Annotated in this window: 26 protein-coding genes and 1 pseudogene; 5 read left to right on the plus strand and 22 right to left on the minus strand. The window is 40.9% G+C overall.

The window, feature by feature from the left end; all coding sequences use genetic code 11:
* Positions 1 to 57: 57 nt before the first annotated feature.
* Positions 58 to 891, minus strand: coding sequence for an inositol monophosphatase family protein (locus tag U9670_RS01735; protein WP_323841736.1), 834 nt, complete (start codon positions 889 to 891; stop codon positions 58 to 60).
* Between the two features lie 269 nt (positions 892 to 1,160).
* Positions 1,161 to 3,248, minus strand: a complete 2,088-nt coding sequence (gene dxs, locus U9670_RS01740) for a 1-deoxy-D-xylulose-5-phosphate synthase (protein ID WP_323841735.1) — start codon at positions 3,246 to 3,248, stop codon at positions 1,161 to 1,163.
* Positions 3,249 to 3,515: 267 nt separating this feature from the next.
* On the opposite strand from dxs, the gene ribA reads away from it, so the two are divergent.
* The 3 genes from ribA to U9670_RS01755 all read left to right on the plus strand — a co-directional run bounded on the left by ribA (position 3,516) and on the right by U9670_RS01755 (position 5,934).
* Positions 3,516 to 4,124, plus strand: a complete 609-nt coding sequence (ribA, locus tag U9670_RS01745; protein ID WP_323841734.1) for a GTP cyclohydrolase II — start codon at positions 3,516 to 3,518, stop codon at positions 4,122 to 4,124.
* A 78-nt stretch (positions 4,125 to 4,202) separates the two neighbouring features.
* Positions 4,203 to 5,183 (plus strand): oxygen-dependent coproporphyrinogen oxidase, encoded by a 981-nt coding sequence (gene hemF, locus U9670_RS01750; protein WP_323841733.1) that lies wholly within the window; start codon positions 4,203 to 4,205, stop codon positions 5,181 to 5,183.
* A 301-nt stretch (positions 5,184 to 5,484) separates the two neighbouring features.
* Complete coding sequence (locus tag U9670_RS01755; RefSeq protein WP_323841732.1) at positions 5,485 to 5,934, plus strand: c-type cytochrome; 450 nt, start codon at positions 5,485 to 5,487, stop codon at positions 5,932 to 5,934.
* 101 nt (positions 5,935 to 6,035) lie between these two features.
* Here U9670_RS01755 and U9670_RS01760 read toward each other — a convergent pair whose 3' ends face one another.
* The 16 genes and pseudogenes from U9670_RS01760 to U9670_RS01835 all read right to left on the minus strand — a co-directional run bounded on the left by U9670_RS01760 (position 6,036) and on the right by U9670_RS01835 (position 17,435).
* On the minus strand, positions 6,036 to 6,554 hold the full coding sequence (locus U9670_RS01760; RefSeq protein ID WP_323842633.1) for a DUF2726 domain-containing protein: 519 nt from the start codon (positions 6,552 to 6,554) through the stop codon (positions 6,036 to 6,038).
* Between the two features lie 140 nt (positions 6,555 to 6,694).
* A complete protein-coding gene (locus tag U9670_RS01765; RefSeq protein ID WP_323841730.1) occupies positions 6,695 to 7,807 on the minus strand; it encodes an SPOR and LysM peptidoglycan-binding domain-containing protein in 1,113 nt (370 codons plus the stop codon).
* 155 nt (positions 7,808 to 7,962) lie between these two features.
* Entirely contained in the window at positions 7,963 to 9,318 is a 1,356-nt protein-coding gene (locus U9670_RS01770) for a bifunctional folylpolyglutamate synthase/dihydrofolate synthase (protein ID WP_323841729.1), read from the minus strand.
* A gap of 149 nt (positions 9,319 to 9,467) precedes the next feature.
* The gene (accD, locus tag U9670_RS01775) at positions 9,468 to 10,361 is read right to left on the minus strand and encodes an acetyl-CoA carboxylase, carboxyltransferase subunit beta (RefSeq protein WP_323841728.1); all 894 of its coding nucleotides are present in this window, start codon (positions 10,359 to 10,361) and stop codon (positions 9,468 to 9,470) included.
* Between the two features lie 136 nt (positions 10,362 to 10,497).
* Positions 10,498 to 11,316 carry a tryptophan synthase subunit alpha gene (gene trpA / locus U9670_RS01780; RefSeq protein WP_323841727.1) on the minus strand — a complete coding sequence of 273 codons (819 nt, stop codon included), beginning with the start codon at positions 11,314 to 11,316 and terminating at the stop codon, positions 10,498 to 10,500.
* A 4-nt stretch (positions 11,317 to 11,320) separates the two neighbouring features.
* Positions 11,321 to 11,845, minus strand: coding sequence for an O-acetyl-ADP-ribose deacetylase (locus U9670_RS01785; protein WP_323841726.1), 525 nt, complete (start codon positions 11,843 to 11,845; stop codon positions 11,321 to 11,323).
* Positions 11,838 to 12,083: pseudogene (ybiA, locus tag U9670_RS01790) on the minus strand (riboflavin biosynthesis intermediates N-glycosidase); the annotation flags it as partial. The gene U9670_RS01785 and the pseudogene ybiA, both read right to left, overlap by 8 nt.
* A 124-nt stretch (positions 12,084 to 12,207) precedes the next feature.
* Entirely contained in the window at positions 12,208 to 12,615 is a 408-nt protein-coding gene (locus tag U9670_RS01795) for a type II toxin-antitoxin system VapC family toxin (RefSeq protein ID WP_323841725.1), read from the minus strand.
* The gene (locus U9670_RS01800) at positions 12,612 to 12,863 is read right to left on the minus strand and encodes a hypothetical protein (RefSeq protein WP_323841724.1); all 252 of its coding nucleotides are present in this window, start codon (positions 12,861 to 12,863) and stop codon (positions 12,612 to 12,614) included. The genes U9670_RS01795 and U9670_RS01800 overlap by 4 nt, the downstream gene beginning before the upstream one ends.
* A gap of 12 nt (positions 12,864 to 12,875) precedes the next feature.
* Positions 12,876 to 14,081 (minus strand): tryptophan synthase subunit beta, encoded by a 1,206-nt coding sequence (trpB, locus tag U9670_RS01805; RefSeq protein WP_323841723.1) that lies wholly within the window; start codon positions 14,079 to 14,081, stop codon positions 12,876 to 12,878.
* A gap of 20 nt (positions 14,082 to 14,101) precedes the next feature.
* Positions 14,102 to 14,482 carry a type II toxin-antitoxin system VapC family toxin gene (locus U9670_RS01810; RefSeq protein ID WP_323843764.1) on the minus strand — a complete coding sequence of 127 codons (381 nt, stop codon included), beginning with the start codon at positions 14,480 to 14,482 and terminating at the stop codon, positions 14,102 to 14,104.
* A gap of 18 nt (positions 14,483 to 14,500) precedes the next feature.
* On the minus strand, positions 14,501 to 14,710 hold the full coding sequence (locus U9670_RS01815; RefSeq protein WP_323841722.1) for a hypothetical protein: 210 nt from the start codon (positions 14,708 to 14,710) through the stop codon (positions 14,501 to 14,503).
* A 10-nt stretch (positions 14,711 to 14,720) separates the two neighbouring features.
* Positions 14,721 to 15,473 (minus strand): SDR family NAD(P)-dependent oxidoreductase, encoded by a 753-nt coding sequence (locus U9670_RS01820; RefSeq protein ID WP_323841721.1) that lies wholly within the window; start codon positions 15,471 to 15,473, stop codon positions 14,721 to 14,723.
* A 29-nt stretch (positions 15,474 to 15,502) separates the two neighbouring features.
* Positions 15,503 to 16,117 (minus strand): hypothetical protein, encoded by a 615-nt coding sequence (locus tag U9670_RS01825; protein ID WP_323841720.1) that lies wholly within the window; start codon positions 16,115 to 16,117, stop codon positions 15,503 to 15,505.
* Positions 16,114 to 16,764, minus strand: coding sequence for a phosphoribosylanthranilate isomerase (locus U9670_RS01830; RefSeq protein ID WP_323841719.1), 651 nt, complete (start codon positions 16,762 to 16,764; stop codon positions 16,114 to 16,116). Before U9670_RS01830 ends, U9670_RS01825 begins: the two co-directional genes overlap by 4 nt.
* A gap of 17 nt (positions 16,765 to 16,781) precedes the next feature.
* A complete protein-coding gene (locus U9670_RS01835; RefSeq protein ID WP_323841718.1) occupies positions 16,782 to 17,435 on the minus strand; it encodes a DUF4230 domain-containing protein in 654 nt (217 codons plus the stop codon).
* A 168-nt stretch (positions 17,436 to 17,603) separates the two neighbouring features.
* Here U9670_RS01835 and U9670_RS01840 point away from each other — a divergent pair, with 168 nt between their 5' ends.
* Positions 17,604 to 19,331 carry a proline--tRNA ligase gene (locus U9670_RS01840; RefSeq protein ID WP_323841717.1) on the plus strand — a complete coding sequence of 576 codons (1,728 nt, stop codon included), beginning with the start codon at positions 17,604 to 17,606 and terminating at the stop codon, positions 19,329 to 19,331.
* Between the two features lie 88 nt (positions 19,332 to 19,419).
* Here U9670_RS01840 and U9670_RS01845 read toward each other — a convergent pair whose 3' ends face one another.
* The 3 genes from U9670_RS01845 to tkt all read right to left on the minus strand — a co-directional run bounded on the left by U9670_RS01845 (position 19,420) and on the right by tkt (position 24,673).
* Complete coding sequence (locus tag U9670_RS01845; RefSeq protein ID WP_416381502.1) at positions 19,420 to 20,481, minus strand: type I glyceraldehyde-3-phosphate dehydrogenase; 1,062 nt, start codon at positions 20,479 to 20,481, stop codon at positions 19,420 to 19,422.
* Positions 20,468 to 22,330, minus strand: a complete 1,863-nt coding sequence (locus U9670_RS01850) for an AAA family ATPase (protein ID WP_323841715.1) — start codon at positions 22,328 to 22,330, stop codon at positions 20,468 to 20,470. The genes U9670_RS01845 and U9670_RS01850 overlap by 14 nt, the downstream gene beginning before the upstream one ends.
* Before the next feature lie 342 nt (positions 22,331 to 22,672).
* Positions 22,673 to 24,673 carry a transketolase gene (gene tkt, locus U9670_RS01855; RefSeq protein WP_323841714.1) on the minus strand — a complete coding sequence of 667 codons (2,001 nt, stop codon included), beginning with the start codon at positions 24,671 to 24,673 and terminating at the stop codon, positions 22,673 to 22,675.
* A 347-nt stretch (positions 24,674 to 25,020) separates the two neighbouring features.
* Between tkt and infC the strand changes: the two genes are divergently transcribed.
* Positions 25,021 to 25,548, plus strand: coding sequence for a translation initiation factor IF-3 (gene infC / locus U9670_RS01860; protein WP_323841713.1), 528 nt, complete (start codon positions 25,021 to 25,023; stop codon positions 25,546 to 25,548).
* Positions 25,549 to 25,669: 121 nt separating this feature from the next.
* On the opposite strand, the gene rimI is transcribed toward infC, so the two are convergent.
* Positions 25,670 to 26,134 (minus strand): ribosomal protein S18-alanine N-acetyltransferase, encoded by a 465-nt coding sequence (gene rimI / locus U9670_RS01865; protein ID WP_323841712.1) that lies wholly within the window; start codon positions 26,132 to 26,134, stop codon positions 25,670 to 25,672.
* Positions 26,135 to 26,304 lie beyond the last annotated feature (170 nt).

Below are 26,304 nucleotides of genomic sequence, written 5' to 3' on the forward strand. Positions count from 1 at the left end.
GGCTTGGGTTTTTTTTAATGATTGTACATTAAAGACTTGATATAGAACAACAAAAAATCACTTATTCAACGAGTTTTCCCAAGCTGGGATAACCAATTGCATTAACGGTTTAAGCAATTTAACATTGCACGCAAACACCGAACCAGTGGTCATTGCATGATTTGCACCGTGATGGTCCACAACCACGCCTCGTGCCTCAGTAACAATCAGCTCGCCTGCTGCCACATCCCAAGGCTTTAATGACATCTCAAAGTAACCATCAAAACGCCCTGCTGCCACATAGCATAGGTCCAATGCTGCCGAACCAAAACGACGCACCTGACCACCGTTTTCACAGATGGCTTGTAGGCTAGCAAAGTGCTGACGCGCAAAACTGGTGCGAGCCTCACCCACCATACGCTCATAAGGGTGCCCTGTGGTAAATAATCCGCCTGCAATGGTCTTGCAATCAGAGACGGCTAAGCGACGCTGATTGAGGCGTGCACCACGACCACGAGAAGCAGTAAACATCTCATCACGCACAGGGTCATAGACAACGCCATGCTCTGTTACACCATTTTTTTGAACAGCAATGGACACACAAAAATGTGGCACACCATGCACAAAGTTGTGCGTACCGTCTAGAGGGTCGATCACCCAGCACCACTCAGCATCACTGCCCTTACCCTCTTGCAAGCCAAATTCTTCGCCTAAAAAGGAATGGTTTGGGTAGCTTTCTTTTAATAAAGAAATGGTCAGTTCTTCGGCATAGCGGTCAACCTTCGTAACCAAACCATCTAAGCCTTTTGACTCAACTGCCAGATCAACACGATGACGATTTTCGTGAGCACGCAAAATCTCATGACCTACTTTTTGTGCTACCTGTGATGCGATAACTACCATCGGCTCCATAATACACCTTGCAAATTAATTTTGATGAGTTTTATTAAATATTAAATGAGTTAAAGAGTGTTTTTTACATTCATCATGCAAAACCGCTATTATAGCTTAATTTGAGCATATTTACCATGTTTTTTGCCAGCCCAATCAGCGATGACAGTTTTTACATTTTTTGCATATCATCAATCATGCTTACGCACACCCAAGCAATCATTTTCACACAAAACACCTTGTTGATTAAATCATGTTGATTAAAATATTAAGATGTAAAAGCAATCCACTTAATACTTGTTAGATTGTAGCAATGCTTGTAGCTGTTCAGCAATCCCTTTCTCATCAAGCTGGCACTCTGCCAGTTGTTCAGCATACGAGCCATGTGCGATGAACTCATCTTTAATGCCAATATTTTTAATCGGTAAGGCAACACCCTTATCCGCCAAGTATTCATTAACAGCCGAACCTGCACCGCCCATGATTTGATGCTCTTCAAGGGTTGCCACATGAGTTGCTGATTTTACCAATGTGTCAATCAGTGTTGTATCAAGCGGTTTAACCCACCGCATATCAACGACTGTCATGGACACATTGTCATTGGTCAATTTTTTTATCGCTTCCAAAGCATCTGCCAAACGAGTACCAAAGTTAAACAACACCAAGTGCCCATCACCACCAGATTGTTTTTCAAAAACAATTTTACCTTTACCAATGGCCCACTTTTGAGCAGTTTTGCTAATACCTGCTCCAATTCCTACGCCCCTAGGATAGCGAACAGCTGACACACCTTTATATTCATAGCAAGCATTGAGCAATTGATAGCATTCATTTTCATCACTTGGCGTAGCAATCACCACATTTGGCACGCAACGCAAATACGCCAAATCAAACACCCCTGCGTGTGTCGCCCCATCTTCACCCACCAGCCCTGCTCGGTCAATTGCAAAGGTTACATCAAGATTTTGTAAGGCAATATCATGTATCAGCTGATCATAGCCACGCTGCAAAAAAGTAGAATAAATTGCCACCACAGGCTTTAGCCCACCTGTCGCCATGCCACCAGCCAATGTTACAGCATGTTGTTCAGCAATGGCAACATCAAAAAACTTATCAGGATACGACTTAGAAAACTCAACCATGCCAGAGCCTTCGCACATGGCGGGGGTAATGGCAACCATGTTTTTATCATCTGCGGTCTCCATGAGCCATTCACCAAAAACATCAGAATACTTTTTGGCAGGCTTGGTAGGCACATTGTCCGATACATCAGCTTTGGGCAATTTACCAATGGCGTGATATTTGATGGGATCAGCTTCAGCAGGTAAAAACCCCCTGCCCTTCACTGTATGCACATGGATCAGTACCGCCCCCTTTAACCGCTTAGCTCGCTCAAAAACCTGCAAAAGTTTTGGCAAATCATGACCATCAAAAGGGCCAAGATAAGTAAAACCAATCGCTTTAAATAAATTATCAGGAAAAATATGATCATTGAGCTTTTCGGCTATTTTATCCGATAAAGGCATTGGCGGTGCATTTTTACCAAATAGATTGCCAATGCTTTTGGTGATATTACCACCAATTTTAGCAGGAATTTTCTCAAGCGTTTCTTTGACATCAGTTGCCATGTGTAGATAGTGGCGTACCCGACGATCATCAGCATTAATCTCACGCTTGGTCATCAAAATATTGCCATGTTTGTCAATATCAAAAGCCAAACCTCGTTGCCAAAGGCGTGCCAAATGACGGCTAAATCCACCTATTGCTTGTGAGATTGACATATCATTATCATTGAGTACGACCGTCAAATCAGCATTTTGCTGTACCGCATCATTCATCGCTTCAAAGGCCATACCGCCTGTCATTGCCCCATCGCCGATGATAGAGATGATTTTTCGATGTTCGCCCAAAAGACGGCTGGCCAAGCTCATGCCAAGCCCTGCCGAGATGGATGTTGATGAATGCCCCACACCAAAAGTATCATATTCACTTTCCATACGCTCAGGAAATGCCGTTAAACCACCCTTTGAGCGAATGCCTGCCAATTTGTCCCGTCGACCTGTCAGTACCTTATGGGCATAGGCCTGATGACCCACATCCCACACAAGTTTATCGTAAGGCGTATCATAAATGGTATGTAAAGCGACCGTCAACTCTACCACACCCAAATTTGCACCAAAATGCCCGCCCGACTGTCCCACTGAATACAAAAGATATTCACGCAACTCATCAGCTAATTGGCACAGCTCATCAATCGCCAAGCCTTTTAAATCCTTAGGGGAATCAATCTTATCAAGCAAAGGGGTGCTTGGACGCTCTATTGGCATCTTCTCAAAAATCTTGGGGTGAAAATTTTGGCTGTCAGTAGAATTTGGCATGACTGGCTGTATTCCAATTAATCAGTATTAGGTCGTGCGGCGTAATAATCCACCATTTTTCAATCAATCGCTTTTCAATCAATCAAAGAGTGTGGCATAATAGCATTTTTAGCAACATCATGCGACTATTTTACAAGATGGGCTTTATTTTTGCTAGAAAAACACCATTATTTTTAACCAGATGATACGCTTTTTTATTATTTTTCATAATTATCCATCAAGCCATAAAGAATTACGACTGGCATACTGCCATTTTTGGGGTTTATTTTGTACCATTTCATCAGCAAAGCCAAACTGCCTACAGTGCATGGTGATTTTGACATTCATGTTTTTGAAAATGAAACTGGACAAGAGCACATCATGCTAAGCTGCGGCCTACCTAGTGATAATCCTACCATCACACCCATCATACGCATTCATTCTGAGTGTCTGACAGGCGATGCGTTTGGCTCGCTTAAATGTGATTGTGGCCCACAATTAAACACCGCCATGCAAGCGATACAATCGCACGGCTGTGGGGCTATTTTGTATTTACGCCAAGAAGGCCGTGGCATCGGACTTACTAATAAAATTCGTGCCTATGCCTTGCAAGACCAAGGGCATGACACCCTAGAAGCCAATTTATTACTCGGTCTGCCAGCCGATGCACGCACTTATGAAATGTGCAAAGAAATGCTTGACCATGTAGGGGTCAAACAGTTAAACATCATGACAAATAACCCAAATAAAATCAATGAACTAAAATCATTGGGTATTGATGTTGTCGCACGCATTCCGCTCATCGTTGGTGTCAATCCGCACAATGAAGGTTATTTAGATGTTAAAGATGCCAAAATGGGGCATCTGATTAAGCCAAGCAAACATATCAAACATTAAGTATTGACAGCTTTTACTGACAACTTTGACCAATAAAATTGAACAATCATCATTTAAAAAAATACAAAAGGCAAGCTCATGCAAGATTTAATTTTAGTTGATTATGAGACCAAGCTTCTGGCAGTGCGTAAATTTTTATTAAATCTACAAGCAAATATTTGCCATGCTCTAGAAAATCAAGAACATACAGGCGGTGTTGATGGTGCAAGTAATGTCAAATTCATCGCTGATGATTGGGAGCGTGCCGAAGGTGGTGGAGGTCGCTCATGCGTGATGAGCGGTGGGCAAGTGATTGAAAAAGGCGGTGTGATGTTCAGCCATATTCACATCAATAAACTACCGCCATCTGCCACGGAACGCTATCCTCAACTTGCTGGAGCAAAAGCGCAAGCGATGGGTGTCTCGCTTGTTATCCACCCAAAAAATCCTCATGTCCCTACCAGTCATGCCAATGTACGGCTATTCATGGCACAACCCATCAATGGCGGTGAGCCAGTTTGGTGGTTTGGTGGTGGATTTGATCTAACACCTTTTTATCCCAATTTGTCAGATGTTGTGCATTGGCATACAGTAGCACATGAGCTGTGCCTGCCTTTTGGCAGTGAGATTTATCCCAAATTTAAAACATGGTGTGATGAATATTTTTATCTAAAACATCGAGACGAATGTCGTGGTGTGGGTGGTTTGTTTTATGATGACATGAACACCAGTACAACAGGTTGGGATTTTGATCAATGCTTTGCCTTCATGCAGGCAGTTGGTCAAGGTTATATTGACGGCATTATACCGATTTTTGAGCGTAATAAACATAAAGCCTACACCGCCAATGAACGAGAATTTCAGCTTTATCGCCGTGGACGATATGTTGAATACAACCTCATCTACGACCGTGGTACAATTTTTGGTTTGCAGTCAAATGGTCGCACCGAGTCTATCTTGGTCAGTATGCCTCCCTTGGCAAGTTGGTCATACCGCTACGAACCCAAATCAGGCACACGAGAATTTGAATTGACTGATTTTTATTTAAAACCCAAAGACTGGCTGTCTATGACTAAATAGCTTTTTTGCCAATGATGACACAAACAAAAATTTAAGCAAATCATCATTAACCATGAATTTGTCTAAATTTTGTGATTCTTGTATTTTAAAAAAAAAGCCATTGTCTTTGGTAGGGCAATACGCACAATACACAAAACAACCCAAAGATAAAAGTATGCCAAAGTTTTTATTTGTCTTTTATCTATTGTCATAAAAAGCGTGGTCATTGAGCATTCATCATGAATATGATATATTACAAACTCAGCAAGGCATTTTTTTGCCAAACTTTAACAACATAAAAGCCATCTAGACAAAGACAGCCATGAAATCATCTAATAAAACATTTGTTGTACTCATCGCATCAGCTTTGATGCTTGTCGCCTGCAATTCAGCCTCTCAAAGCCCTAACGACATTAAAACCCGCCAAAACATCATGCAAGATTGGCGTGCTGCCAATGACATCATGAAAAGCATGGTTGAAAAGCCAGACACCTTTGATGCCGCTACTTTTAAAGAACAGGCTGATTTTATCAAAGAAAGTACCAATAAAGCATGGGAAAGCTTTGCTGATTCTGCCAATAAAGGCAAATCACAAGATGCTGTTTGGTCAGATGGTGCAGGGTTTAAAGCTCAGGCGGACGAATTTAATGCTATCGCTGATGAACTGTCAGCCATTGCCAAAGAGGCACAATCTGCCGATGATGTCAGTCGTGTACTTGGCAGACTGAACGAAAGCTGTGGCTCATGCCATAAGACTTATAAGCAAAAATAATTTTTTTTATCCCTCTGCTAAATCAATCAAAAAAATAACACACCAATTGATGTGTTATTTTTTTATTAAGTTATTAAGTTTTTATACAGCCCAACCCTGTTTTAACCAAAACATCTTAATACTTCCAGTACATCTGTGCGTATCATCTCGATACTTGGCATCTTTTCAGCATGAAAGCGAATGATGGGAATTCCTGCACTCGCTAATGCCTTGTCTTTTTTTGCATCTTGCTTTTGCCGAGTTTGGCTCTCATGCGTCCAATCATCAAGCTCAATGGCAATAAGTACCGTTTGGCAGTCTTTGTCAATCAGCACAAAATCCACACTTTGACGGCACACACGATTAAACCAAAACTGGCGGTCATTACCCGCTTCATCACTCGGCTCAATGATGCGAGATAGCTGCACTTGACTAAAAATCAAAAAATCGGGCAAGGCAAGCTGTAATTTTTTAAAAAATTGCACTTCACTATCTGTCATGATGGGCATTCGCTCAAACGGCCAAATGGGAAAATCATCGCCTTTAACTGGCTTCTCAATAGGGGTTTTTGTATTTTTTTTGAACCAAATAATCAATAAAATAAAAAACACAACACCAAAAATCATCACTATTTCATTCATATAAAAAATCACTCAAAAAAAGATAAATAATACAAAAAGCAAATAAATCAATGACTAAAAAATACAAAAGCACGGCGTTGCACCGTGCTTTTGTGATTTAACAACTTAATTTGGCCCAACCTGATACATTTAAGTCAAATTCATTTTTCCAGTTTTTTTACCCACGCACCTTTGGCATCAACTCGTGAATCCTTAGCCAGTTTCTGTTTTAGTTCATTGGCCGCATCATAAGAATCCGCCGAGCCAACCAATACTCGCATACCACGAGAGGTCTGACTGACACTCACCTGATAGCCTGCTGCACGATATTTTTCAACCATTTCATCAACTTTGGCTTTATCAGGAGATATGGCGACTTGCACACTATAGCTATAGCCAGAGCCAGAATTCACCGATACTTGCTCGCCCTTGGTTTTGGTGGTGGTTGCTTGAGCGTCCGATGTTTGTTTTTGCTGATTGTCTCGGTCAATTTTGGCAAGCTGTGCTGATGATGGAATCGTGATGGTACGACCAAGTGGCAAGGCATCATTGCGATTCATACCATTCACCGTTGCCAATACCGAAACAGGAACATCGTATTTACGAGATAGTCCAATGAGTGTATCACCACGAACCACTGTGTGCTTATCTTTAGCTGGCACCGTCGTTTTAGTTTCAACTTTCGGTTGAGTTGGTGAGGTAGGCTCACTTTGTAATTTAGCACTTGGTAATTTAGCACTTGGTAACTTGGCACCCAGCCCAGCTTCAACTTCCCCAGCCGTTTCTTTAGATTTTTTTTCAGTCAGTGGTTTTTGTTGATTCAATTTGTCTTCAAGTGCGTTCTTTTGGGTGCTTATCGCCTTGACGGCCTCTGGGCGAATTTGCACCTCAGGTGCGGCAATCAATTCACTTTTAGAGGCACTATCTGCACCGATGTGCGTACTTGGTATCTGACCAGCTTCTTGTTTCGCCTTATCAAGTGCAAGCATTCTGGCCTGCTCCTGCTCTTTTAAAAGCTCATCAGCCTCTTGAGCAAGTTGTTGATTGTAAAGCTCTCGCTCCTTTTGTTTTTGGATAAGAAGCTTTTCCTCTGTCATCACATCAACGGTCAAAGGTTTTGTCTCAGGTTTTGCCACCAAGCCACCATCTTTAACAACTTGTGTTAAGGTGGTATCGCTACTTTGTGCAAGCTTATTGTTTTGCGTCATGGCAAAAATCGTTACCGCACCGCCAATGAGTAGTACCGAACCTAAAATCACTTGTTTTGAAATCATAAAGCACCATTAATCTGCTTTTTATGTTGCTTTTTTTATGATGAGCAAATCATAATACAAACCATTAAAAATACAATGTTTCTATTAAGTTGTCAATCCATCAAGCACCAAGCACCTTGTTTATTTACAATTATCACACAATTAGATGACCAGCCCTAACCTAAAAGCACCGTCAAAACCTCTCCTACCGTATGAAACGAACCAAACACCAATATCAAATCCTGCTCGCTCGCCTTTTGCATCACACCACGCACTGCCAAATCCAGACTGTCATGAGTGATGGCATTTGGGTTTTTTAAATGATGATGCACCAATGTTAAAATATCATCAAGTGGCATGGCACGCACATGGTCAATAGCAGCAATATGCCAAGTGCTAATTACAAGCCTGCCCCGATCTAACTCACCTTGTACCAAGTCAAGCACCGCACCGATGTCTTTATCTCCTAGCATGGAAAACACAACATTCAACTTAGCATTTGGATTGATATTTTTATGGCTCTGCCAGTATGGCACAAATTGTTCAAGCAAAAATTTCATGCCATGTGCATTGTGTGCCACATCAAATAGCCAGCGTTTGCCATTAATCATTCGGTGGTCAAAACGCCCTGCCAGAGTCACTTTTACAAGACCCTCTTTAATGGCATTTTCATTAATTGGTAAATCTGACGCCAATACCGCACTCACGGCATTGACTGCATTTAATAATGATAATTTTGGCTTAGGTAGATTTAGGGTAATGCCTTGCGATGAGTACTGCCAAGCATTGCTTTGTTCACAGAACTCACAGAACTCACAGAACTCACAGAACTCACAGAACTCATAGTCTTTGCCAATCTGATAAGCTTTGGCATCATTAGCCTCAATCACCTCAAAAATACTGTTTGGCAAATCCCTTGCACCTAAAATGACAGGTATATTTTTACGGATAATCCCCGCTTTTTCCATGCCAATTTTTTCAATATCATCGCCCAGCCAGTCAACATGGTCAATACCAATATTTGTGATGACCGCCAAATCAGGTTCAATCGCATTAACCACATCAAGCCGACCGCCCAAACCAATTTCTAACACCCATACATCTACATTTGATTCTTTAAAAATTAAAAATGCCGCCAAAGTCGTCATCTCAAAAAAAGACAATGACAATTGACATTCAAGGCGAGCTTGTTCAACACGCACCAAAGCCTGAACCAAATCTGATTCATCAATGGCCACGCCATCAATCTTGATGCGTTCTGTAAATGATATTAAATGTGGCGATTGGTAAAGAGCGGTCCTAAACCCTGCACACTGGCAGATTTGAGCGATGGTTGCAGTGGTCGAACCTTTACCATTTGTACCTGCAACGGTAAAAATATACGGACGGTCATTCAAATCATTGTTTGAGATGCCTAATTTTTTGATGATTGGCAAAACCCGCTCAAGCCCCATATCAATGGCGGAAACATGAATCCCTGCGATATATTCCAGCCACGCCTCTAGGCTGTCATGCTCAGTTAAATTTTGCATACTCAATCGCCTTATCTAGACCTACTTGATGACCATCACTACAAAGAAAACGCCTGCATTGCAAGCGTTGTTTTAATTATAGCATATTATTAACAAAAAACCATTAGATCAGCCAGACTTTATCAAAGTGGCGGTATCACCAATCAAACTCAAGCGTTCGGCAGTTTGCTTAACTTCGTTAAAATACGATGAACGGTATCTACAAGCTGATGGCGATGAACGACCATATCCACCGTACCTTTTTGTAATAAAAACTCAGCACGCTGAAATGGCTCATCTAGCACTTCTCGCACCGTTTGCTCAATCACACGCTTGCCTGCAAAGCCAATCATCGCCTTTGGTTCGGCAATATGAATATCGCCAAGCATCGCAAGACTTGCAGTAACACCGCCATAGACAGGATTGGTCAAAACCACAATATACGGCACGCCTGCTTGTCTAAGTCGCTCAATGACCGCACTGGTTCTTGCCATTTGCATCAGCGACAATAAGCCTTCTTGCATTCTTGCCCCACCGCTTGACGCAAAGCAGACCAACGGCTTGCGTTCGGCTAGGGCTTTTTCGCCCGCCAATACAAATCTATCGCCCACCACCGACCCCATAGAGCCACCCATAAATTTAAAATCAAAGGCACAAGCAATCAGTTCAAGATTTTTAATTTTACCCTGCATGACCACCAACGCCTCAGACTCGCCTGTGCTCGCCTGTGCCTGTGCCATGCGCTTAGGATAAGGCTTGGAGTCCACAAAATTTAGAGGGTTGCCTGCTTGATATTCTTGACCAAGCTCGCTTTTAATATCATCAAAAAACCAATTTAAGCGTTTGCGTGCCGACATAGACAAATGGTGATCACAATCAGGACATACATATTGATTAAAAATCAGACTTGTGTTGGTTGTTAATGAGTGGCAATTTGGACATTCGGTTGATGGCTCAGTATCTACCGCAGATGGCACAACCACACGGTCTTGCTTGATCCCTGGTATGGCTCGTTTTAGCCAAACGGTTGGCTCAGTAGCATCAGCGACAACTTGATTTGACATAAAAAATCCTATTTTTTTGTGTAAATAACAATTTAGCATACTTTTGAGTATGCTTTGATTAATATAGTTTACACTTGTATTATTTATTTGGCAAATAAATTTTATACCCAAGCCTCACTTTTAGTACCGTTAATCATCAAAGTTCATCAATCGCTACTCTTAGCTCTTGCATTTTTGCCAAAATGTTTGCACAAGCATTGTCAATTTTGGCGGTATCTTGCCCCACATCAGCAAAATGCCTAACAAGCTCACTGCCCACAATCACGCCGTCCGCAAACTTGGCAACCGCTTTGGCACTTTCGCCATCACGAATGCCAAACCCTACGCAAACAGGCAAATCAGTATCGGCTTTAATCTGTTGCACCTGTCTGCCCACTTCATCAGTATCCAAAGCCTTTGAGCCTGTTACACCCTTGACCGATACATAATAAATAAAGCCTGTGCCATGCTTTAATACTGCTTGACGGCGGTCGGTTTGGGTGGTGGGGGCAAGTAAAAAAATTTGATTGATATGCTTATCGGCAAGTTTTTTGGAGAGTGTTTCGTCTGTTTCGTTGGGCGGTAAATCCACAAGCAATAAGCCGTCCACGCCATTTTGTAAACACAAATCCAAAAATGCGTCATAACCGATAATCTCAACAGGATTTAAATAACCCATTAATAGAACTGGCGTTGTGGTGTTAGTCTTACGAAACTGCCCCACCATTTTGACCGCTTGCGTGGTGCTTGTGCCACCTGCCAATGCTCGCTCGCCTGCCAATGAGATGACCTGCCCGTCCGCCATTGGGTCAGAAAACGGCAAGCCAATCTCAATAATGTCCGCCCCTGCGTCCACCAAGCGGTGCATTAAATCCACCGTAACGGACGGATTTGGGTCGCCTGCCATAATGTAGGGAATTAGGGCTTTTTTATTTTGCTGTTTTAAAGCTGTAAAAGTGGTTTCAATTCTAGTCATTTTTTTACCCATTTAATTTATCCTGATAAAGCTTAAAATTTTCATCATCAAAACAAACAAAAATAATTTCTGTTAAATTACCCATATTTTGATGATGAATAAATTGATTGACTGTATTTACGGCAATTTCGCACGCCAACGCTTTGGGGAAACGATAAACCCCTGTTGAAATATTGGGAAAGGCGATTGTTTTAGCGTTATTGGCAACCGCCAATTTTAAACTTTCAATATAACAACTGGCAAGCAATTCTTTTTCATTATTATTACCCCCATTCCACACCGAACCCACCGTATGAATAACATAGTGGGCAGGTAGATTGCCTGCGGTTGTAATAACCGCCTGCCCTGTTTCGCATTTGCCTTGTCTTGCTCGGATTTGTTGGCATTCTTCCAAAATGGCACGACCCCCTTTACGATGAATCGCACCGTCCACGCCACCACCACCCAATAAGGACGAATTGGCAGCATTGACAATAATATCTACTTTTTGCTCGGTAATATCGCCTTGAATGACGCTTAATTTAACCATTTTTAATTAACTCATCTCTCACTTGCATTAACGCAAATCCCAATAAATTTAAGCCTTGCCAATTTAACGGATTGTGGATTTTATCATCATCTTTTGCCAAACCCACGCCCCAAATTTTATCTACTGGACTGGCTTCTACCAATATTCTATTACCTGTGCCTAATAAATAGGCTTTTAATTCTGGGTGCTGGCTAAATTTGGCAATATTGCCCTGCACGACAATATCAAAGCGTTGTTCATTGCCTTTGGGCGTATGCCCCCCAAAAGTACAGATGTTTTAATTTTTTCTTTGACCGAAACGCTTGAATAAGCCAGTCGGTATTATAAATCGTGTATTGCATTTTTTTGCCTTAAAGTTTATTCTATGGATTTTGCACTAAAATACCACACTCATTGGCAATTTTTTGAGCTTTTTTATCAAAAGTCAAAAATTTTACATTATCAAATTGAGTTGCTTGATAGGCAATCACGCCATCTGCAAAATCGCCATTTAACTCCAAAAATTTTAAGGCAAATTGAACAGCAGACAAATTGGTAATACTAATATTGGGTGAATTTATTAAAGTTTGTATAATGGTTAAAATTACCGAATTATCCAATTTGATTGTTTTACGAAACACCCAATATAATTCACATAATGTTTCTGATGTAATCACAAGCTGATAATCCTTATTTTCAAAATAAGGTTCAACCAATTTGGTTTGCTCTATATCATCTGTATGAAAATAACGCAATAAAACATTGGTATCTACTACAAAAGTTTGTTTCATTTTATCATTGCCCTTTGTATAATACCTTGATGAATACCATTTTCAATCTCTTCATCAGTCAAAGGCTTGGGGTGATATTGATTTAAAATCCCTTTTAACTCACGAACATCATCAAATGCCACCGCTTTTTTAATTTTGGTTTCAACCATAATTTCATCATTTTGATGTTTGCTAATAAAGCCTTCAATTACCGTTTTTAACTCTTCAATTAAATAATTGTCTGCGGTTACTACAAGTTGTGTTTGCATAATTACTCCCATTTAATCAATCTCAATCCCTTCCACTTTCATCACCGTATGCAAATCTTTATCGCCACGCCCTGATAGATTGATGATAATGGATTTGTCCTGCCCTAATGTTTTGGCAAGTTTTAACCCATACGCCACTGCGTGCGAGCTTTCAAGTGCTGGGATAATGCCCTCGGTTTTGGTCAAAACACGAAAAGCCCCTAACGCTTCATCATCATCAATTACCACATAATTCACACGCCCCATATCCTTTAAGAAGCTGTGTTCAGGTCCTACCCCTGGGTAGTCAAGCCCTGCTGATATGCTGTGCGTTTCTATGATTTGTCCGTCATCGTCCGCCATAAGATAGGTGCGATTACCGTGGAGTACGCCCACTTTTCCTGCATTCAAAGGTGCAGAATGCTTGCCAGTCGCCACACCACAGCCACCTGCTTCCACGCCATACATCTGCACATCTTTATCGTTCAAAAACTCATAAAATAGCCCCATTGCATTTGAGCCACCGCCGACACACGCCACCAACGCATCGGGTAATTTATCTTCTTTTTCAAGATGTTGTATTTTGGCTTCACGCCCAATAATCGCTTGAAAATCTCGCACCAAAAGCGGATAAGGGTGCGGGCCTGCCACCGTGCCAATCACATAATAAGTGTCGTCCACATTGGTTACCCAGTCTCGCATCGCTTCATTCATCGCATCTTTTAGTGTGCGAGAACCACTTGTTACAGGCACGACTGTTGCCCCCAAAAGTTTCATACGATAAACATTCATTTTTTGGCGTTCTACATCGTCCGCCCCCATATAGACCACACATTCTAGCCCAAGCCGTGCCGCAATCGTAGCGGTTGCCACGCCGTGTTGCCCTGCCCCTGTCTCAGCGATGATACGCCTTTTACCGACAAGTTTGGCAAGTAGTGCCTGTCCAATGGTATTATTAACTTTGTGAGCCCCTGTGTGGTTTAAATCTTCTCGTTTAAGATAAATTTTTGCACCGCCTGTCTTTGCTGTTAAGCGTTTGGCAAAATACAAAGGCGTGGGACGACCCACATAATTCACCAAATCATCATTATATTCTGCCCAAAATTCTGGGTTATTTTTGACCGATAAATAAATGCGTTCTAGCTCTTCTAACGCACTCATCAATGTCTCGGACACAAAGCGTCCACCGTGTATACCAAAATGCCCTGTGGTGTTTGGGAATTGGGTGTAGTCTGTCATAGGGATTTTCCTTTAATTTTTCACCAAATAACATCAATTGGAAATGCCATTATTTCATTATCACAACTGATTAATGTTAAATTTTCAATTTGAGCTTGAGCGGACAACATTCTATCAAATGGATCTGAATGTTTTAAGGCGTATTCGCCTGATAATTTTGCGTGTTGCCAATTAACAGGCAAATGCTTAAAATCACAATCGTCAATCAACCTTTCAAAATTTGCCAATACCTTTTCGGCTTTGCCCAACTTTCCTTTTCTATGCTTGGTTGCCATCTCCCAAACACTTGCCGAACTGACAAATATTTCATTGTCATCATTGATTAATATTTTGGTTGCTTTTTTTGGATAAACTTGTTGGTTCTGTATAATACCAAAGTAAAGTATGTGTATCCAATAAATATCGTTTGGTCATTTGATTTACCATTTACCCAATTCATCTTTATCCAAAGGTTCATAAAAAGCAGGGTCTACTTGATAATCAGAGAATATACCCATTTGCTTTTGGCGATTGCTGATTTTTGGTTTTAGACTTGTGTCAATTTGAATGTTTTGATTTTTAAACACATTTACAAAATCAATTAAAGCCTGAATGGTATGTTTGTCTGCGGTAAAAGTTACAGTTTCCATTATTTACTCCTTACAAATCACGAACCACCGTAAGACCTGCAAAAGTCTGTGCCACAGGCATTACTTCTAGTCGGTTAATATTAATATGGGGCGGTAGATTAATGACATAACTTACCATATCGGCAATGTCTTCTGGGCGGATATAATCCACTTTTTCGTACAGTTTTTTTGCTTTTTCGTCATCGCCTTTAAAGCGGATATGGCTAAATTCTGTACCACCACAAAGCCCTGGTTCTATATTGGTAACACGGATATTTTTACCAATCAAATCAGCACGCAAATTTAAACTAAACTGCTTAACAAATGCCTTACTCGCCCCATAAATATTCGCCCCAAAATACGGATAATTGCCTGCGGTTGAGCCGATATTAATCACAAGTCCGCTGTTTTTGGCAACCATTTTTGGCAAAACCAAGTTGGTTATACTAACAAGCCCTGTGATATTGGTATTTATCATTGCTTGCCAATCGCTAATATCTGCTTTGTCAGCACTTTCTAAACCAAGTGCCAATCCTGCGTTATTGATAAGCACATCAATATTATTTAATAACGCTTTATCAAGGCTATCTAAGGCGGATTTGGTATCATCTAAGTTACCAATATCAAAACACAAAGGGATAATCTGCTCGCCCAATTCATCTTTAATATCGCTAAGTTTATCGGCACGTCTGCCTGTACCGATAACGGTGTGGTTGTCTTTGATAAGGCGTTTTGCCATTGCCAAGCCAAAGCCTGATGTTACGCCTGTGATTAGAATGTTCATAAGTTTTTCCTTATTTAATCTTTAAAAAATTACATAGAATTCTCAATACGCTGTAATTGCTTGAATTTTTGTTTAGCTAAATTTCTAATTTTTTTACCAAAATCATCTGTTGTGAATTTTTTCAAAATATCTTTATCGCTTGTCTTGTCAATAATAATTTGAAATAAAACATTTGTTTGATAATTTTTAGAAAAATCAAAACATTCTTTTAGTAATTCAGCAGTTAAAATATTTGATGACAAAGCATTTATTAAGCGATGTTGCTCAATCAATTTAACCGCCCAATCACCAAAATTAAGCAATTCTTTCTTTAAAAACTCATATTGTTTTGATGTTATTTTTCCACATTCAAACAGCATTTTTAATGATGAACCTGCCATAAGGTTATCATCATCTTGTTGTGCCAATATAATGAATTGCTCAATTTGTAAATCGCTAAAATTTTGATGTTTTTGAATAAAACTTAAAAAACAACCATAACGAAAATGTTCTGTATTTTTATCATCGCCTTGATGAAATTTTTCAAATTGCAATGTCAATAATTGGGGCGTTAAAAATCCAAAATCCAACCAATTTGAATGATAATTTAGGCATTTTAACATTTTATCAATGTCTTTTGTTACTATAAAATTATGAGTTGTCATAATTTTCTCAAACTCTCCATAAACCCACCCATTTTAACCGCACACTTCACCCCCCTTTCCCTTTCAATACCCCCACTCACATCAACGCCTGCTATTTTGCTCATTAAAATTTGATTACCCACAACATCGCCAATGTTATTAGAATTTAGTCCGCCTGCCAAATAAATAGGCAATGGCGAATTGTCAGGGATTTTATCCCAATCAAACCTTTGCCCTGTACCGCCAAAGGTTTTGTCGTTAAAAGTATCCAAAATCACGCCACTTGCCCCACAATCTGTCAATGCTTGGATTTGATTTAAAATACTGTCGCTATCATCACAAGGCTTAACACGAATGGCTTTTATCCAGCGTTTATTTATCATATTGGCAAGCTTTTGGCACTCATCTGCGGTTTCATCGCCGTGAAATTGAATAATGTCAAATTTAACTTGATTTGCCAGTTGAGTAAGTTTTGTTTGTGCCATATTCACCACAAGGGCAACAATCGTGGTAAAGGCAGGGATTTTTTGACACAATACAACCGCTTTATCACAATCAATATAGCGTGGGCTTTTTGGGTAAAACACCAAACCAACAGCAGATACGCCAAGCTGTGTAGCAACTTCAATATCGCTTTGGTTGGTTAATCCACAAAATTTTATTTGCATTTTATTCTCGCTTTTCATCATCTAACCAATTGGCACGCCCCTGCACCCTGACTCACAACATCGACCGTTGCCCCTGTTAGCACGAATAAACCCTTAATTTGTTCGGCAGCATTACTGGCCGCCATCGTCATGATGCCACCTTGGCAAGCTTTTTTTAACACTTCGATTTTGGCAGAAGCTTGTGCTTCACTTAAAATCTTTGGGTCATTATCTGCCATACCAAACAGCCCAGTTTGCCAATCATAGACCCCTAAATCATCCAAATATACCTCAAACACCTCTGATGGTGGCACGCTAATGGTGATATGTGTAACAGGTTCATCATTAACATCTTGTTTTTGGATAACTTGCACCATTTCAGGGGTAAGTTTTGATAAATCAACCCCTGCCAGCACTCGCCCATGTGCCACAAACAACCCTTTTTGTTTATCTTGCCAAAGTTTTTGCCAAGTACCTACCTTGTTTGCTGTAATGATGGTATCCACCCCAAAGGCCACCGACTGTAGACGAGCAAGCTTTTGAATATCAGTAATCACGCCCTCACGAGTGATTGCTTGCACCTGCGAAGTGTTCGACTTGTCATAAAGCACTTTGCCAAATATGCCTATCGCCATCAGCAAAACCATCAAAAGCACCGCCCGAAAGAAAGAAAATTGAGAACCAGTCGCCATTATCGCCCCCTAATATTTATTTTTAAGATTTTATAAGATATAAGAAATGTAACACAAAACCAAGATGATGAGTAAATTTTTTCAAAAATTTTAAAATTTAAGTTGCACAAGTGGTGAATATTGCCTTAATATAGCGTATTTCTCGTTTTATTTTTATTAAGGGTTGTTATGAAAGCCAGTCAATTTACCTTTGCCACCTTAAAAGAAACGCCAAGCGATGCCGACATCGTATCTAGCCAGCTGATGGTGCGAGCAGGCCTCATTCGTAAACTTGCCTCAGGATTGTATGTGTGGATGCCAGCAGGCTTAAGAGTGCTAAAACGAGTAGAAAAAATCGTTCGTGAAGAGATGGAAGGCATTAACGCCCAAGAACTGCTCATGCCTGTAACTCAGCCTGCCGAACTGTGGCAAGAATCTGGTCGTTGGGAAGATTATGGCGCAGAATTACTACGCTTTAAAGACCGCCATGGTCGTGATTTCGTACTAGGACCTACACACGAAGAAGTCATTACTGATATTGCTCGCAATGAATTAAAGAGTTACAAACAACTACCAACCACTTATTATCAAATTCAAACCAAATTTCGTGACGAAATTCGCCCACGCTTTGGGGTAATGCGTGCCAGAGAATTTACCATGAAAGATGCTTATTCTTTTCATATTGATAAAGAAAGTCTGGCAAAAACCTACCAAGATATGCACGACGCATACAGCCGAATCTTTACCAGATTGGGGCTCAATTTCCGTGCAGTGCAAGCAGATACTGGCTCCATTGGTGGTTTTGCCAGTCATGAATTTCATGTGTTGGCCGACAGCGGAGAAGATGACATCGCTTTTTCTAGCGGATCAGATTTTGCCGCCAATATTGAGCTTGCCGAAGCCATTTGCACAGATGAGCGTAAAGCCCCAGCCCAAGAGCGTCATGATGTTGATACGCCAAATATGCCAACTTGCGAAGAGGTCGCCAAGCACCTAGATATTCCATTGTCTTGCACAGTAAAAACGCTCATCGTCAAAGGCTCATATTCAAAAGACAATCCTCAAATGCCAAAATTGGTTGCCCTAGTTCTGCGTGGTGACCACGAACTCAATGAAATCAAAGCTGAGAAAATCAATGAGGTTCACACTCCTTTTACCATGGCCACCGAAGAAGAAATAAAAGACGCAGGCCTCATCAAAGGCTATATCAGCGTAGACCTAGAACAACATGGCATTCCTGTGTTTGTTGACCGCAGTGCTGCTGCATTGTCTGACTTTGTCTGTGGTGCCAATACAGCAGACAAGCATACTGTCGGTATGAACTGGGAAAGAGATGCCAAAATTACAAGTATCGTTGACATTCGCAATGTTGTTAATGGCGACATCAGCCCAGATGGTCAAGGCGTGATTTCCATCAAACGAGGCATTGAGGTTGGGCATATTTTCCAGCTTGGCGATAAATACTCTGATGCATTAGGCTGCAAGGTATTGGGCAAAGAAGGTAAGCCTGTTACCCTAATGATGGGTTGTTATGGCATCGGCGTAAGTCGCATTATTGCTGCCGCCATAGAACAAAATCATGATGAAAATGGCATCATTTGGGCAGACACACCAAACCCTAATGATAACATCGCACCATTCACTGTTGCTATTGTGCCAATGCGTTCAAAAGATGGCTCCGCTGAGACAAAAGCAGAAGAACTGTACCAAACCCTAAAAGATAAAGGGGTTAATGTATTGCTAGATGATCGAGATGAGCGTCCTGGTGTAAAATTTGCCGATCTCGAACTCATTGGTATTCCGCATCGTATCGTTGTATCCGAAAGAAACCTCGCTGAAGAAAAATACGAATATGTCAAACGCACCAATGGCGAAAAAATCATGCTAAGCCTTGATGAGATTTTGGCAAAATTTTAATCAATTTTCATCGCCAAAGTTATAAAAAAATAGGCTTAATATATTAAGCCTATTTTTTTACCTATTAAACACAAGTTTGATTTTAAAATCAGCACCTTGTCAATGCCAAGCACATATCAAGCAAACGGTTGGCATAGCCCCACTCATTATCATACCATGCAAAAACCTTAATTTGCCCATTTGCCTGCATGATTTGCCCACCATCAATGACAAGCGAATGAGAATCACCAACAAAATCACTAGAAACAAGCGGTTCATCGGTATAACCCATAATACCAACGAGACTGTCTTGACTGACTTGTCTTAAAAAATCTGCCACCATTTCCACATTTACAGACTGTCCAAAAGCAATATTCACATCAATTGCCGCCACATTAATGGTGGGTACTCTAATAGAATGCCCATTGACTTTCCCTTTTAAAAATGGCAACACACGCTCGGTAGCGCTGATACTGCTTGATGTTGTAGGAATGATGTTGTGGCTAGCAGCCCTTGCCCTGCGTAAATCCCGATGATTTTGATCCAAAACATTTTGGTCGGCAGTAACAGCATGAATCTCTGTCATCATCACACCATCAATACCAAAGCGTTCATTGAGTACAAAAAGTAGCGGTGCAAGTGCCTGCGTGGTACAAGAAACGCTTGAAATAATGGGTAGATCACGGCTTAGCAAATCATCATTCACACCCATGACAATGCTCGCATCTACGCTATCAAAAGGAGCGGCCCCCACAATGACTTGTCCTGCCCCTGATGTCAGGTGATGTGCTGCATCTAAATACGAGCGAAATTTTCCTGTACATTCCAATGCCACATCAATGCCCAAATCCAGCCAAGGCAACTGGCTGGGGTTTGCTTGATTGAGCAATAAAATCCGCCAATACTTATCGTCTTTTGATAAAGATAAAAAAGTTTTGTCTTCTTGGTGAATGATTGTAGCTTGTACACCCAAACTGGATAATCTACCATGCGTAGAATCAAATTTTAATAGATGCAAAAGCAGTTCAAAGTCTGCCACATCATTGATGGCGATTATTTCAATATCATCAAATTCATCTGCCCGCTTAATAAAGGCACGCAGTACATTTCTGCCAATTCGTCCAAATCCATTAATCGCCAGACGAAGTTTTGATTGTTTATCGCCCATCATTCACCTCTTTTGCGTCATCTCGTTCATCTTTTTTATTAATGAAAATTAACGCAAGGCGTACGCCATTATAATCGTAGCCATCTAGCATTTCCACAATAGGACGAAGTTTGATACCATTTGTAAATTCACCTTGTGATTCTAGTGCATCATACGCCTGCTGTACAGTCTTGATGATCATATCATCAGGGCGAATGTGTGCCACTTTTAAGGTCTTATCCTGCTTATAAAGCTGGTCAATATGACCAATAATGGTTGAGATGGCAAGGCTACGCTCGGTAGCTATCTCACCAATATCCAATCCATTTTCAAGCAGTTGCTGGGTTTGTTTTAAAGTCTGCCCAATTTGGCTTGTCTTATTCTCTGCTTTTAAAGCCTTAATATCATTATCCTTGATGTGTTTACGCTGAACAATAGCCTGCTTTTCGGCAATCATGCGTTTTTCATTAGCAAGAATGACATCTTTACGAGTGATGCCATCACAAACATGGATAAAAGTGTCATGAATTTTAGCAAGTGTGTCAGCATTTAGTGTGCTAAATTTCTTTTCTTGCTCAGCAGCAAGCTCTTGCAAGCGTTTATCCACACGAAATACCCATTCATCGAGCAGTAGGCTTTTTTGGTTAAAACCCAATAGTTTTAGCCCTTCTAATGACCTAAGACGAGATAATGCCACATAACCCTGCCCCATCTCAAAAGTTCGAGATAAATCAATCTCAGCAGCATCTAGTGTCATGCCTTGGGATTTATGAATGGTAATCGCCCACGCCAAACACAAAGGCACTTGGGTATAACTTGCCAATACATCGCCTTCATTATTCTCCATAACCCAATCCTCAGGCTCAGCGATGACTTGTCGCCCACCATTTAGACGCACCACTGGATAAATTGGTGCATCACCCCCAAAAGAGCTTTCATCATCACCTAATGACGCAAAATCCACCACTTCACCAAGCGTGCCGTTTGATACAGACAAATGCGAGTTGTTCTTAACAAACATCACCTTTGCCCCCACCTTTAAAGTCAGACTATCTGGTGCTCTTATGCTTTTTTTTAGGGCATCGACCAGCGACTTATCCCCTAAGGTAGTTGCTATAAACTCACGAGTCTTGCCATCAATCTTGTCAATCTCACTGTCATTGATTTCATCAACATTGGCATTGTGTGTGTATAGGCGAGTGCGACTCATGGCAATGTCATTACGCTCAGTAGCTTTAAGAGCACTGATGGCAGCATCACTAACATCTTGGGCTCGGATTTGATTTAAGACATCATTTAATGACACGCCAAATCGCTCAGATTCATCTTGGGCAGACTGGCGATGTTGTTCAGTCAAATAACACACCTGAAAATTAGCTTCAAGCCAAGACTTTGCCATAAAAGCAAACTTTTCCTTATTTGTTTCACCTTTGTTGCCCACAGGTGGCAATTGAAAGAAATCACCAGAAAAGATGACCTGAATACCACCAAATGCCGAATTATCCTCACGAACCACCTTTAAAATTTCGTTCAACAAATCCACTTGTTTGGCGTGAAGCATAGAAATTTCATCAACAATAAGTACTTTGGCGTCTTTGATACGCTCATAGACCACTTGGCGAGATTTTAGACGCTTGAAGTCTGCAGTGCTAAAAGTATCTTTAATTCCCATGCCCGCCCACGAATGTATCGTCATGCCATTCATATGTGTGGCGGCAATGCCCGTACTTGCCGTGATGGCAACAGGAATACCTCTGGCTCTTAGATAGTTGATGTATTGGTTTAAAAGATAGGTCTTGCCTGCACCTGCTTGCCCTGTCAAGAAAACATTTTGTCCTGTTTTTAAGATATTTAATGCGGTATATTGCTTCATATGCTTTAAAATTTTATCATCAATTCATCATTGTAAACGCATTAGCATAGCATAGTTTTGTTAGCTTTGGTAAGTTTTCAAAAAGTTTTTTAGACAAGTTTTTTGGGCAAGTTATGCTAAGCGTGGTGGCATTTTAAACAAAACAACATTAAAAAAAATAAAAATATCTCACATAAATTTTTATCGTCAAAAACCCATAACAATAACCTGCACAAAAGATTTTGACGGCTGGCATTTTGCTGACAATCAATCATTTTGTAAGACTTTATTTTGTAAGTCTGCCAATCTACATAAAAAATAACACGCCATTTTCACAGCGTGTTATTGCAAGCCAAAACACAATCAAATCATATCTTTGACTGCTTCAACCACCTTATCGGCAGTAATGCCAAAATGCTTGAACAAATCTGCAGCAGGGGCAGACTCACCAAAGCTTGTCATGCCAACGACCTTACCATCAAGACCGACAAACTTATACCAATAATCCACAATGCCAGCTTCTACTGCCACTCGGCTACGGATATTGCTTGGCAGAACGCTTTCTACATAATCTTTGCTTTGCTTGACAAAAATTTCAGCACATGGCATGGATACCACACGCACGCCCACACCCTGCTCACTCAAAACATTGTATGCACTCATTGCAAGTGCTACTTCGGAACCTGTGGCGATGATGATGGCCTGTAACTCGCCTTGCTCTTGGGCAAGAACATAAGCTCCTTTTTCAATCAAGGCAAGCTGCCCATCTGTACGAGCTTGGTGCGGTAAGTTTTGACGAGATAAAATGAGTGATGTTGGTGCATCAGTGGTTTGTAGGGCAATCTTCCATGCCACTGCTGTTTCTACTGTATCACACGGACGCCATGTGAAGTGATTTGGCGTTTGGCGTAAACTTGCAATTTGCTCCACAGGCTGATGGGTTGGGCCATCTTCCCCAAGACCAATGGAGTCATGTGTATAGACATTGATGACACGCTGCTTCATGAGTGCCGACATACGCACAGCATTACGAGCATATTCCATAAACATCAAGAATGTGGCCGTATAAGGGATAAACCCACCATGTAAAGCCACGCCATTGGCGATGGCAGTCATACCAAATTCACGCACGCCATAGTGTACATAGTTGCCATCTGCATGATTTTGCACGCCTTTAGCATCTTTCCATAGCGTCAAGTTGGAGCCTGCCAAATCAGCCGACCCCCCTAAAATCTCTGGCAGTAGTGGGGCAAATGCTGCAATGGTATTTTGGCTTGCCTTACGAGTGGCAATCGTTTCGCCTTTTTTGTGGCAGGCCTCGATAAACTCGTTTGCTTTTTGATTAAAGTCTTCTGGTAAATTTCCAGACAATCGGCGTTCTAGTTCTGCCGCTTCTTTTGGGTAAGCTTTTTTATACTCATCAAACTTGGCATTCCACGCATTTTCCAGTTGTTCGCCTTTTTCTTTGGCATTCCACGCAGCATAGATGTCGTCAGGAATTTCAAAGGCATTGGCACTGCCCCACCCCAATGCCGTACGAGCTAGGGCAATCTCATCTACACCCAGCGGTGCACCATGACTGTCCTCTTTGCCTTGCTTATTTGGACTACCCAAACCTATCACAGTTTTGCAGATGATGATGGTAGGACGAGTGGTTTCATTTTTTGCGTCAATGGTTGCCTGACGAATGGCATCAGCGTCATGACCATCAATCTTGATCACCTGCCAGTTGTAGCTTTCAAAACGCTTGGCGGTATCATCTGAAAACCAACCCTCAACCTCGCCATCAATAGAAATGCCGTTATCATCATAATAAGCAATCAGCTTACCAAGACCCAAAGTACCAGCAAGCGAACACGCTTCATGGCTGATACCTTCCATCAAACAACCATCACCCAAAAAACAATAAGTATGATGATCGATAATGGCATGGTCAGGTTTATTAAATTGACCCGCCAAAGTCTTCTCAGCAAGTGCAAAACCCACCGCATTGGCAATACCCTGACCCAATGGGCCTGTGGTGGTTTCAATGCCATCAGCATAGCCGTGCTCTGGATGCCCTGCTGTCTTGGCGTGTAATTGACGAAAATTCTTAATATCGTCAATCGATAAATCATAGCCAGTTAAGTGTAGCAAAGCGTACAGCAACATAGAGCCATGACCATTTGATAAAACAAAACGGTCACGATTTACCCATTTGGCATTAGCTGGGTTATGATTTAAAAACTCACGCCATACTACTTCGGCAATATCCGCCATGCCCATCGGTGCACCTGGGTGTCCAGAGTTGGCTTTTTGGACTGCATCCATAGCAAGAATACGAATGGCATTGGCATTATGGCGTTGGTTTAGCATGATTGACATATGACTATCTCAAAACTCAAAAATGAAAAAATTGCCTTATTATAGCATGATTTTGATGATTTTTTAAATGAGTATTTTGCCACCATGACATCTCTCATCATTTTCATCACTTTGTGTTCATCGCTTTGCATCAACCAGTTACCAATCAAATCATGATTGCAATCAGTCAATGCAATGATGAACGATGATAAAAAAATAAAAAGAAATCTGGTCAAAGCACATAAAAATACATCTGGCCACCAATTAACTATTAATTGATCATCAACTGACAAGCTTAACATCATAAAAATGCTTGAAATCCCCAATACTTTCAAGTACAATAAAATCAATTTTGTATTCTTGGAGTAATGATCATTAAACCGTCAAACCGTTTAAATATTAACGAAGAAATTCGTGCAAAGGAAGTTCGTCTGGTAAAAGAAGATGGCGAACAGCTTGGTGTTGTCAGCCTAAATAACGCCTTACAAGCCGCTACCAATGCTGGCCTTGACTTGGTGGAGATTGTCGCTGACGCAAAACCGCCAGTTTGCAAAATTATGGATTACAAACGCTATTTGTACGACCAAAAACAAAAAGCCAAAGAAGCCAAAAAGAACCAAAAACAAACTCAGGTTAAAGAAATCAAACTTCGTCCTGGTACAGAAGAAGCAGATTATCAAGTTAAACTGCGTAAAATCATGGAGTTTTTGGAAGATAAAGATAAAGTTAAAGTTGCTATCCGTTTTCGTGGTCGTGAGATGGCACACCAAGAAATCGGCAAAGCCCAACTTGAACGCATCATCAAAGACACCGAAGAAGTCGCCAGTGTTGAACAGCCTCCAAAAGTTGAAGGTCGCCAGATGGGTATGCTACTTGGACCTGCCAAGAAAAAGTGATACCAAGTTTTTGTATGAAACAAAAAGCAAGGAGATCTACCTTGCTTTTATTCGCATCAATATCAATATAGACTAAACCAGCATCAAATAAAGCCAAATCAATAAAACAAAAACCATTTTTTTACAAATCTTTTTGTAAAATCAGTGCGTCCATTTTACCCAAATCATCTTTATAATATCCTTTTCTTGCATCAATTTGATAAAAACCGTACTTATGATAAAAATCAATTGCCAAATAATTATCCGCCCGCACTTCTAATAACGCTCGTTCGGCTTTTTTAAGCTGACAGGTTTTTAAAAATTCATTCATCAAGCTTGTGGCAATACCTTGCTTTTGAAAATCAGAATCGGTAGCAATGCGTAAAATCTCCGCCAGCTCAAACATGATTTGATAAATGCAATACCCCACCACTTTATCATCAATTTTAGCCACAATCAGCCCAACACCAAACTGGGTCAACAAAGAATAGACCGCCATGCCGTCCCAAGCATCATAAAACAGCTCTTTTTCAATGGCTGCAATTTGGCTGACATAGCCCTCTTGCTCGGCTCGGCGTGCATCATCAATCCAAAATATACTGGTCATAAAATTTACACGCAAAAATCACATAAAAATATGATATGATAACCTAAAATCTCAATTTTTGACAAAAGTTTTGATATGATTTATTTTTGTCTGCACCCAACCATAAAAATCCATCAAAACACCTGATAAAGGCAAACCAGCCTCCAAATGATACTTTAACCCAGCATACT

Origin of the sequence: Moraxella tarda (assembly GCF_035181405.1) — a bacterium.
In the GTDB taxonomy this organism is placed as follows: Bacteria; Pseudomonadota; Gammaproteobacteria; order Pseudomonadales; family Moraxellaceae; genus Moraxella.